Origin of the sequence: cyanobacterium endosymbiont of Epithemia turgida isolate EtSB Lake Yunoko (genome assembly GCF_000829235.1) — a bacterium.
Taxonomy (GTDB): Bacteria; Cyanobacteriota; Cyanobacteriia; order Cyanobacteriales; family Microcystaceae; genus Rippkaea.
This window is the reverse complement of record NZ_AP012549.1, coordinates 602,625-614,817: the sequence shown is the minus strand read 5'-3', so window position 1 is coordinate 614,817 and position 12,193 is coordinate 602,625. Positions and strand designations below refer to the sequence as shown.

The following is a 12,193-nucleotide window of genomic DNA, read 5'->3' as shown; positions in this document are numbered from 1 at the left end:
AACTTTTTGACTATACTTTTAGCTATACTTCTGTCTATAAAGACCTTAACTCACTAATGACCTCGCCAACGGGTAAGAGGAACAACATCAATATCTAGTTGATCTAAAGTTCGAGCTATCACAAAATCTACTAAGTCTTCAATAGTTTGAGGATGATGATACCAAGCAGGAATGGCAGGAACCACCCTAACCCCAGCTTCAGCTAAGGTCGTCAAATTTCGAAGGTGAATCAAACTTAAAGGAGTTTCGCGGGGAACAATAACTAAAGAACGACCCTCTTTGATGTGAACATCGGCTGCTCGTTCAAGCAGATCTGAACTTAATCCTATCGCTAACTTAGCCACTGTACTCATGCTACATGGTAAAATCACCATTCCGAACGTCCGAAAAGAACCACTAGCAATGGTTGCACCTAAGTCTCCCCAACGATGACAGTTAAGTCTGCCTTTTTCGGATACTTCTGCTTGATTTCGCCAAAATTCCGCTTGTTTTTTAGGTTCAAGAGGTATGCTAGTTCCTTGCTCAGCCTCCCATACCATATAGGTTGCTCTTGAAGCTACTACTTCAACCACAACATCTGCTTCGAGCAGAAACTTTAAAGCACGAACAGCATAAATCAACCCAGATGCGCCACTAATGCCTAAAATCAAAGGTTTTGTCATTGCAAGATGTCTGACTATGAACTCTCCTACTACACTTTTAGGATAGATAAATAATCAATAATTTTATGTTAACAAATATTAATAAATCTGAGATCTTAACTATTGTCCTATTACGTCTGACGACTCAAATTAATTAAATCAGTCCTTCAAGTTCGAGTTCTTCAATCATTTGCAGTCCTCTAGGATCGCCAACCTTAAGTAACGCATTTCTAGCATCCTCTTTAACCCCTAAATCTTCATCTTTGGCTAATGCTTCAATTAAGGCATCTATTGCCGTTGCATAAACTATATTAGAAGGTATCTCTCGACACAATTGACCAATTGCCCAGGCACAATTACCACGGACTGCAGCCATACAGTCCTGTCTTAACCCTTCAATTAAAGGGGCAATAGTTGCTATGAGATCTTCGTATTCTAGCTTAGCGATTTGGGCTAAACTACTAACGGCCCAAAGACGTACTGCTGAAATATCCGTTTTAACAGCATGAATTAGAGGATTTAATGCACGGCGATCGCCTCCATTCCCTAAAGCCCAAACAATACCTTTACGGACAGATCCATTCCAATCCTGTTTTAATATTTCAATTAATGCCCCCACTGCATCAGGGCTAGTATTTTTTCCCAAGGCGTAGGCCGCACTAATCCTTACTAACGGACAAATGTCTTTCAACAGGTTAATCAGAGGAGCAATTGCCCGTTGGTCTTGCAGTTCACAGAACACACGCGCTGCTAACATCCGTTGTGATGGCTCTGGATCGGTTAACAGGGGTAATATTAACTCTGGGTTAGGAGGCGGCAGTTCTGAACTAGCAGAGTCTAAGAAATCTAATGGTTCACTAAACTGATCCGTCGTCTCGATTACGCTAAGGTCGTTGTCGTTCATAGTTGTTAGGATAGTCCATTATCCATTATACTTCGTGAAACCTACGCAATATCAGACATTAAGTTATCTAACCCCTGTCTTATCCCAGAAGGTTATCTCCTCACTGCTTCACAGGTATGTGCTAGCTGTCGGTAGTTTTCAGCTGCTTTTCACTATTTTTCTAGAGCGATGATGAAGAATTTCTGAATTTTTTCCACTAGAAATCTCAAAGTTGTTCTTTTCTCATCGTGTTAAGACCAAGAAATAACTTCAAGTCACTACTGCTATCTAACTCATCATAGCATTGAATCGAGTAATTTATTTTCAGGATATACCCTTAAAAGGGGTTAACCTATTAAACAGTTGAAAGACTACATTCCTAGAGGTATTTTACAACGGAATGAGTTTACATTTATAAGGAATATACTTAAAAATTTTTTAATAATTAAAAGATGATTCTCCAAAGAGGAGAAATTATAACCGAACTTTATTATTAAATAACTGCTCACTTATTAAGTTTACCAAATGAACCCAACTATGATGAATTGTTCCTCTCTCATCAATCCGTAAATTACTCAATCTCACAAAATATATCACAGTCTAGGGTTTCAGTTCTACGTTGCAATTTTTTGCGTAACTTTATTTTCGCACATTCCCTAAAGATCAAAAATATTTCTTCTGCCAGTTAATCCATCTTAGATCAGCCAAATATTAGGATTATTCGGTAATTTTTTACCGTTGATAAATTAGGTTAATTTAAGAAAAATTTGAGTAATCAGTGATTCAACTTATAGCACTCGATATATCTTATGAAGTGGTAATATCTCTAAGTAAAACCATAAAATTAGGAATATATACTTATTTGAATTGTTAAGTATATATATAAAGTTTTCCTTTCAGCTTCTGTTAAATATAAGCTTTAATAGTGACTAGGTAATTGTAGACGAGCTAAGGCTACTTGCATATTTTTGGGTATGATGTAGTACGATCTTGATGATTGATAGCCTCAGTGAGCAACCCGAGGATAGAGACTTTAGAGAGCATAGCAGGAAAAACAGAGCGGGAAAAGTAAGAGAAGAATGATCAACATCATAACTTTTGACGATGAATTTCAGGTTAAATTAGTTTTTTAATAAATTTTAAGAATTTAGAGATCTTCTAAACTATGTTTCGATTGTCATAAGCTCTCGTTCAATAACAGAAGTTACTAAGGATAAAGCAACAATAGGAGCGGTTATAGCCCGGAGAATACGACGACCTAGGGTAACGGGTTGAAATCCAGAAATAATAGCTTTTTCTACTTCTTCTTGTGTCCAACCTCCTTCGCATCCTGTAGCAATCACTATGGATTTTCGGGAGGAATTAGGCAAGTAAGTTAATAAGTGTTTTGTTTTCCTACGCGGTGCACAAATATAGTGATCAGCAGCAGTTTTGTCTACACTTATTAAAAGTTTTTCAAACGGTATAGGTTCGATGATTGTGGGAACAATTTGACGTTCTGACTGTTCGGCCGCTTCAGTAGCAATTTTACGCCATCTTTCTAGTTTGTGAGAACTGGGTTTAAGCAAAGTACGCTGGCTAATGGTTGGGATTAGGGTCGTTACCCCTAATTCAGTACAACAACGAACAATTTCATTAAAGCCGTTGCCTTTAGGAAGAGCAATTATTAAAGTAACCGCAATGGGGAGTTCTGTTAATTCCTTAAAAATCTCTAAAATATAAGCCGAATTTTCTGTTAATTGTGCTAAGTAGGATTGACCTTGTCCGTTCATTGCCACAAAGTGAGCGCCGTCATTTAATCTTAGAACTCGCCTTAAATAATGCTGTTGTTCAGGATTTAGACTTATCCTCTGATTTAGGTTTTGAATAGATTCGACAACTAATCGATACACCTTCGTGAAAATTCCCAATGATACTAGCTTATACCAACCATCCTGTTATAGGTCAGATAATAGAAAGAACGAAAACTAAGCAACAGGTTTCAAAATGAGGATCTGCACCACACCTACTAGGATAATTTGTCAATTTATCTTTATATCTTTTAACACCGGCATCACACTTGCTCACATAAGGCGAAGCATTAACCAGTGTATTGTGTTATTTGTCAGTTATAGCTATGTGTTTCCAGTATCTATTATTACATAAGTTCTTTTAGACAACCTCAGTAGTATGCGAAGGTTATCTATTGGTCGTTAAACTTTTGAGATAGCGATCTCACCGACATTACGACTCGTCCTCTAACTTCACGACCCCACCAGGAAGTATTTTTTCCTAAACAGTGAAGATGAGATGAGTCCACTGTCCAGAGTTTTTGAGGATCAAAAAGAATTAATTCTGCTGGTTCTCCCACTTTTAGATGAGTTAACTCTTTTCCTAAACATTTTTGAGGGTTATTGCTTAAAGCTCTCCACAACTGTAGGGGACTCAATTCTCCGCTAACAACTAGATTCTCCCATAATAATGGTAAAGCTAATTCTAGCCCAATCGCTCCTGGAGGGGCTTGTGCAAAAGGGACTATTTTTTCTTCATAACTATAAGAGCGATGATTAACAGCAATTGCGTCAATAATTCCTTGTCTAACTCCATTTTTAAGGGCTTGACGGTCTTTTACATGGCCTAATGGTGGTTCTAAGCGTAAGTTAGTATTATAACTAGCGATATCTTGAGTATCTAATAATAAGTTAAGCCAAGAAGTACTAGCAGTTACGGGTATTCCTCTTTCTTTTCCTCGGGCAACTAATTCCACTCCCCGATGGGTCGAGATTCCCCTAAGATGTACAGGAGTCTTAATGACACTCACCATCTCTAAAATAGCGGCAATAGCTGTTGTTTCACTGATTTGGGGATTTCCTACAAGTCCATAATGAATCGATAGAGGTCCTTCACGCATCACTCCATTTCCTTTAAGAGAGCGACATTCAGGAACTAAGGCTACGGGTTTCCCTATTGGTTTAGTATACTCTAATATTCGTCGTAACAACCCCAAATTTTCTATACCCTGACTATCAGTAAATCCTAAAATTCCTCCTGTTGCTAATTCTATTAGTTCCGTCATTCTTTTCTTTTTTCTTCCCATAGTTAAATTTCCCCAAAAATAAAACTTAGGGGATATTTGCAAGGTTTGGGATTTTTGTTGTAAGAAAGATAGAACAGCTAACGTATCAATGGCTGGGATTGTGTCAGGTAAGATAGCTAAACGGGTAAACCCTCCAGCAATCGCCGAAGCAGCAAGAGAAGCTAAGGTTTCTCGGTATTCAAATCCAGGTTCGCCACTATAACTATAAAGCTCGACCAAACCCGGACCTAAAATCAATCCTTGTCCTTCAATGACAGTGGTATCTGGGGTCAAAAAGTCAATATGGGAGTTAATAGCTTGGATTTTTCCTTCAGCCAACCAAACATCAGCAATAGTGTCGGTATTGGAGAAAGGATCTAATAATCGGACTTTTCGGAATAGAGTAGAGGTAGTCAAAATAGATTCGTCAAGTCAGAGGTTGAAAGTTGCAAGTTGGCAGAGGTCTGATTTTTTTGTTATTAAAACAGCCAACCGTTGCTAATCATATCAAGTTTATGAACTACTCCAAGTATTAAAGTAAGGGTAAATAGTTGTTGATTCCCACTGCAAACTATCAATTATTTGTTTAATGCAACCTAAATAGTTTATTTAATCAAAAAGAATTAGATAAGGAGCAAGAAAGGCTTAGTAGAAGATTATTATGAATGTTTTAGACTATTTCTGGCAAAATCATAATAAGTAAAAGTTAAAATTTTTAACCTTGTAAGGTTACCAAGACTCCAAATACTTTATTTTATAAAATAAAGTATTTGGAGTGATTATTTAGGATAATACAGTCAGAATAAAAGTTTCAAAAATTATTGTTCACTAATTTATAAAGCTTAGTTTAGAAGGTCCAATTTTATTAAAATTCTCCACAAGTTGAGATTTACGATATTAGACTAGCTTAATTTTCGTTGCATTGATGCTACTAAAATTTGGGCAATTTCTGGACGGCTAAACTCAGGAGGAGGAGTCTTACCCTCTTTGAGCATTTTGCGGATTTTAGTGCCAGACAAATTTATTCCTTCTTCAGGAGTGCTAGGACTAGTTTTTACAGTTGCCATAGTTTGAGTACGAGTACAATAAAACGCATGTTCGAATTTCATGGGTTGAATCTTTAGTTCATCCTCTTGAAATTCTTCAAAAATGTGTTGAGCATCGTAGGTACCATAATAGTCTCCAACTCCTGCATGATCTCGTCCTACAATGAAATGGCTACAGCCATAATTCTGGCGAGCAATCGCGTGCATAATAGCTTCCCGTGGACCTGCGTAACGCATAGCAGCGGGAAAAATGCCTAAAAAGGTACGGTTTTGTGGATAGTATTTATCAATTAAAGTTAGATAGCACTGCATCCGTACATCAGCTGGGATATCATCGGATTTTGTCATCCCAACTAAGGGATTGATGAATAATCCATCAACTAGTTCGAGAGCAATTTTAGTAATATACTCGTGGGCACGGTGGATGGGATTACGGGTTTGAAAAGCAACCACAGTCTTCCATTCACGCTTTGCAAATTCTTCTCGAGTCATTTTTGGAGTAAAGCTGTGTTCAGGAAAACTGCTTTTTGGGATAGGGTTGATAACGTTGATAGGACCACCTAGGTAAATTTCTCCCTCAGCTTGCATTGCCTTCACCCCTGGATGATCTTCATCGCTGGTACGGTAGATATTTCGAGCTTCGTGGTTTTGATCGGGTTTAAATTTGCTGGTAATGGTCATGACAGCCAAAATATCACCATTAGGATGAACTAAAGCAATATTACTATCTAGGCGATATTTTTCAGAACTAGCTTTGGGAACCTGTAAAGTAACAGGAATAGGCCATACCAGACCATTCTTTAAGCGCATATCATTAATGATTGTTTGATATTCTTCTTCAGTGACAAAGCCATTGAGAGGACTATAAACACCAGTCGCGATACACTCAAGATCTGCGAGATTACGCCTAGAAAGTGTTAATTGAGGTAATAAATGGGCGTTTTCAAAAGTAATTTGTTTATTAGCGCCGTTTAAGATACAATCAATCAATTTACCGCCATGGGGGGGGATTATACTCGTCATAGTTATTAATCCTCAAATTGGCTCTTTAAAAGGTTTAGTATCCCATAATTTTATACATCAAAACAAAATAGGAATATGTTATAGTTTTTAACTATTTTATCTCTAATTTTTCTTAGAATTGTCTTTAGCTGCATCCAGGAAGGCTAATAGTTCTATGTAAACAATTAGAAATTTTTAGAGTTTTATATGCTTTGGATACACTTCTATTTAGCTTATATTTATCTAAAATTTGCTAAGCAAGCGTATTAATTACATTAATAACCTATTTTTTAGTATATCGTTATTTGTTTATAAACAAATAACGATATACTAAATTTGACTTAAATATTAATTGATTAAAACTAATTAACTCTTATGTTTAAATAAATTTATAGTTTTTAACTAAAATTATTGTTTATAAGCAATAATTTTAATGATCTTCTCAATAACAAATTTATAGACAGTTGTATAAAAACCATCTTCTAACACAATGTTTTCTAACCTTTCATAAAAAAATATAATCAATTTGGAATATGATACCGATTTTCTCCCTTTATTCTAAACAAGTGTATCAATTTATTTCAACCTTACCCTTGCATTGGTTCCAAGTTTAGAGATATTCATCATTTTTTGAGCAGGTTCACCACCAAAGTATTTATGGGTTTTATAAATTAAAGGAGACGAAGAAAATTCATGCAAAATTAATTTAATTTATTGTTTGTATTTGCATAAACTTTTAACTTTTGATATAACCTCTAAAAAGTTTGCTGTCAATTATTTACAGACTTTCAGCTTAACTTTTTCCTGGGGGCGAGTAACAAAATAGTCTTCTAACCATTGACATCCTTGAGTTAACAGATTTTCTAAACGAGTGAATTCTTCTTGTACTGGCCATATTCTTACGATGCCATTTCTAGCGACTGTTATAATCTGTTGACCATCTCGACTAAATCTAAGTCCTACAATAGGCTGCTGATAGCCCTTTATTTTGGTATGAAGATTTCCTTGAAAATCCCATAACCTGATAGTTCCATCGCTTGAAGCAGTTGCCAAATAATCAGCATCAGGACTAAGACTAGCATGAGAAATAGGGAAAAGATCACTTTTAAATACTTCTAAAAGATTACCATTGATCTTCCATAATCTAGCAGTTTTGTCTTTAGAAGCAGTCAATAAATATTGACTATCTGGACTAAAATCTAGCCAATCAATCCTATCTTTATGACCAAGAAATAACTGTTGTAAATTTCCTTGTAAGTCCCATAATTTAGCCGTTCCATCTTCAGATGCAGTGGCTAATATTTTAGCACTGGGACCAAAACTAATATGATGGATAGTTTCATTGTGAGCAGCAAATTTATTAATTAACTTTGGAGACGTACCTTCAATATTCCACAGCCAAACTTCTCCTGAACGAGTCGCTGTCGCTAATAATTGACTGTCGGGACTCAAAGTAACACTATAAACCCTCACTGAATTATCAAATAATTCACTTAGTAATTTTCCTTGTAAGTTCCATAATTTAACACGACCATTGTTATCAGTCGTCACTAGTCTTTGATTGTCTTGACTGAATTTTACATCATTAATACCACTATTATGAGCTTGAAATTGTCTTACCTGTTTACCGTGTAAATTCCAAAGATAAACGTTCCCATTTTCAGCAGCAATCACTAATAATTGACCGTCAGAAGAAAAACTAACCGCCGTGACATAATTATCAATCGTTTTAAATCCATTGGTCATAGGTGAAGTCATGTCCCAAAGCTTTACTGTCCCATCACTTGATGCAGTAGCTAGCCTTTGACCATTATTACTAATGGCGATATCATAAATGGGATTTTGATGTCCATGAAAAACCGTTACTTCTTCCCCTTCGCTATTCCATACTCTGGCAGTACCATCACTTGATCCTGTCACTATCCATTTGCCATCCTTGCTATAGGTTACATTTTTAACTAACTCCTGATGTCCTTTCAAGGTTAAAGTTAATTTTCCTTGATTATCCCAAATTCTGACAGTTCCATCCTTGGCTGAGGCAGCTAATCGTTGCCCATCTGGGCTAAAACTGACGCTATAAAAGGAGTTTACATCGTCTTTCAGAGTTTTTAGAAGATTTCCTTGACTATCCCATACTTTAACGGTTCCATCCCGTGACGCAGTTGCGATACGTTGTCCATCTGGGTTAAATATCCCATGATCAATAGATTTTTGATGACCTTTTAAAATAGCCAGTTGTCGTCCTTGGATATCCCAAACTCTGGCTGTATAATCCCTAGAAGTTGTTACTAAGCGTTTTCCATTTGGACTGAAACTAACACTATAGACTGATGATTTATGGCCTTTCAGGGTTGCTAATTTTTTCCCTTGTAAAGTCCAGACTTTGGCGGTGTCGTCTTGGGAAGCGGTGGCGATACTTTGACCATCAGGGCTAAAAGCTACACTATATACATTTCCCTGATGATCGGTGATGGCAAATTGCTCTCGGCCCTGCCAATCCCAGAAACGGATGGTTCCATCACTCGATGAGGTAGCTATTAATTGTCCATTCGGGCTAAAACTGACACTATTAACGGCATCTTGATGACTGGTTAATTTATTTTTTTCGTGAATTCGATCAAGAATTTGTTCTAGGGCTAAAATGGGACTAGTAGCGGGATAGTCTTGTAATATTCGTTGATCTCTGACGATAGTTTGTAATTGCTGCACCCCTTCTATAGCTGATAATAACCCATCAATTTGTTCAAATCTAAATCGTCTCCATGCACTATTCCCAGCTTGTTCTAATTGAGTTCCTTTTTGCGCTTCTTGTTGTTTTTTGATTGCTAATTTTGCCTGGGTAAAGAAAATAATTGCTCCTACTAAAGAGAATACTAAAATAGCGATCCCAAAGCGGATCATTTTTTGAGCTTTTCGATTTGCTTGAGTTAAAATTTCGTTAGCTTTTTTTTCAGCTACTAAGTTAATTTCTGCTTCCTGTTTATCTAAATTATGACTTGCTGTTAAAAATTGATAATCAATATTACTAAGGTTTTTATCTATTGCCCAATTCAAGGCGTCTTCAAGAGCTTTTCCACGCAATAAACGAGAATTATCTTGATGATTTGAGTTAATCCAAGCAGTAATTGCTTCTGAATAAGGACGAATTTTTTCGAGTTCTTTGCTTACCCATTTCTGGTTAAAAACTCCTCGGTAAATTTCGTTATAAACAATAAGTTTATTATTGTATTTAACCACTAATCCAGATAAACGCAGTTCCGTTTGTTCTGGACTATCATCAGCTTCAATTGAGTTGTTTTTTAAAATTTTTTGATATAATCCTAGTAATTTTCCAGTTCTTTTTTCATTGATAAGGAGACGATCACGAATCGTCTTTAGGTGAACTGGCTCATCTTGAGACTCCCAATTTTTTATAACAAATTTTTGTACGATATTAGTAACAATTTCATCTTCTCTTCCTGTATAAATAATGTCTAAATTATTCAGAAGTAATTGACAAAGTTTTTGCGTCAAAAAAGGTTGTCCTCCTGTCCAATCTAAAACTATTTTTAAAACTTTTTTGGGAGAATCTGTAATAGTAGTTAATCCAGGAACTAATGGGTTAACTTCTTCTAAGGTAAATCCTGTTAATTCAATAGGTTGCCCAATATTAAACGGTGTTTGAGTTTTATCACGAATTAAATCTGAGGGAGTAGCTACTCCAAATAATGCAAAAATAATCTTATTAAATTTTGGCTTTTCTGCTCGTTGATTATAACAAAATCGAATCAAACTAAAGAAATCATCAAGGGAAAAATTAAGACTAATAACTTTATCAATCTCATCAATAAAAATATATTTCTTTTCTCCTTGAGAATAGACTAAAAGAACTTCTTCTAAGAAGAGAATAAATTTTTGAACTCCCGATAAATCTTTTTTTTCTCTCAGCCAAGTTTTTAAATTAACTTTTTCAGTTAAATTAAATCCTAAAAATAATTGGGTGATAATTCCACTATACCATTGTTGCTGACTAATATCACTTCCCAAACTAGTGATATCTACCGAAGCACAAGTCATTCCTTCTGCTTGAAGTTGATGCATCATACGAACTCTAAGACTAGATTTACCCATCTGACGACAGTTAAATATATAACAAAATTTTCCTGCTCTTAAAGCTTTTAATAAGTTCTTGTCCGCTGCACGTTCTCCATAGGTTGGATGATTAAAAGAAAGACTTCCACCTATTTTATACTTATATTGTTTTTGAACAGAAATATTTTTATCTATCATAAAAACATTAATAAATAATATTTATAATACCAATGTTATTATAAATAACTAAAAACAACTTACTCTCTAATTTAGGCAAAATCTTCACAACTTTTATTAAAATGCTCTCTTGAGCATTACTTGAAATTAAAAGATATGATATCAGGACTCATATTTAATAACTTAATCAGGAACTGACAAAATCAATTCAGTCACCTAATTAATAAAAGACTCAATAAATTATAATAATTTCTAACTTTTTTAGTTTTAGATTAATAAATTTATTCTCAATTTTTCGAAAAAAATACATTTTTTTACAATACTTTTATAAAAAACTAATAGCTTTAGTTTTAGTTAATTATGGATTTGTTTATTTTGATTTAACCTGTGTTTTTTGGTGAGATTTGGGGTTGTAATATAAAATTAAATTATATTTAAAAATTGGAGTAATTGAGACATAAATATAGAAAAATATATAAAAACTTAACTTTTAAAATTAACAAAATTTTATAATTAAAAGAAAAAGATTAAACCTAATAAAAAAGTAAAATATTTTAAAGAGTAGTAAAAAAACTTAAAAATATGTGGATTTAATTAAATTAAATTTATTTAAATTCTTTGAATATATAGGAATAAGTAAAATAAAAAAATATATATTTAACAATAAAAATATCTCAGTTAAATATATGTTAAAATTTTACCAAAACCTAAAATATAGCCATAAGATATATTAAAAATTTCTTTTTTTAAAAAATAAATTAGACTATTATTATAAATTAACTATTTTTCTCCAGTGGGGACAAATGGAGAACCTATTAATAATTTTGGTTTAATTGATTTTTCTTTTTCTCTTAATCTTTCTTATATAACTTATGGTACAAAGTTGGTATATTAGCCGTTTTTATATCGGGATAAATTGTTTTTATGCCATGTTGTAACGTTGCCATGATATTCTCTTGTTGATTTCTATATTGCGCTGTTTTAAGATTATTTACTTAATTATTTGCCTAAATAAATCTAATTTAATTAACGTAAAAGCGATTAAGCAACAAAAAAGTAAAATATTTGTTGCTGTAATTACCTTATAAATCACCGAGATAGTGGTTAATAACGTTATTAATTAAATTTAATTTAATTTTTGTTCAATAAAGAATAATTATAAATATGTTTAAACCCTTAAGAATAAGGTATATATTGACACTATAATTATTAATTATATATGATTAACTATCAAGATATTAATTATTTAATAATTTATCTAAAGTTAGAGATATATGTTAAATAACATATCAAATAATATAATAAATATATCTCAATT

The 12,193-nt window shown here is 34.0% G+C and carries 6 protein-coding genes; all 6 read right to left on the bottom strand.

Going from position 1 to position 12,193, the window contains the following annotated elements; all coding sequences use genetic code 11:
• Positions 1–53: 53 nt before the first annotated feature.
• Positions 54–662, bottom strand: a complete 609-nt coding sequence (locus tag ETSB_RS01765) for a flavin prenyltransferase UbiX (protein ID WP_044105930.1) — start codon at positions 660–662, stop codon at positions 54–56.
• A gap of 133 nt (positions 663–795) precedes the next feature.
• Positions 796–1,545: a HEAT repeat domain-containing protein gene (locus ETSB_RS01760; protein ID WP_044105929.1), complete on the bottom strand. Its 750-nt coding sequence runs from the start codon at positions 1,543–1,545 to the stop codon at positions 796–798.
• Between the two features lie 1,142 nt (positions 1,546–2,687).
• Positions 2,688–3,416: a 16S rRNA (uracil(1498)-N(3))-methyltransferase gene (locus ETSB_RS01755; protein WP_044105928.1), complete on the bottom strand. Its 729-nt coding sequence runs from the start codon at positions 3,414–3,416 to the stop codon at positions 2,688–2,690.
• Between the two features lie 290 nt (positions 3,417–3,706).
• Positions 3,707–4,996 (bottom strand): dihydroorotase, encoded by a 1,290-nt coding sequence (locus tag ETSB_RS01750; RefSeq protein ID WP_044105927.1) that lies wholly within the window; start codon positions 4,994–4,996, stop codon positions 3,707–3,709.
• Between the two features lie 485 nt (positions 4,997–5,481).
• Entirely contained in the window at positions 5,482–6,648 is a 1,167-nt protein-coding gene (sat, locus tag ETSB_RS01745; protein ID WP_044105926.1) for a sulfate adenylyltransferase, read from the bottom strand.
• A gap of 753 nt (positions 6,649–7,401) precedes the next feature.
• Positions 7,402–10,896, bottom strand: coding sequence for an AAA-like domain-containing protein (locus ETSB_RS01740; RefSeq protein WP_044105925.1), 3,495 nt, complete (start codon positions 10,894–10,896; stop codon positions 7,402–7,404).
• Between the last annotated feature and the right edge of the window lie 1,297 nt (positions 10,897–12,193).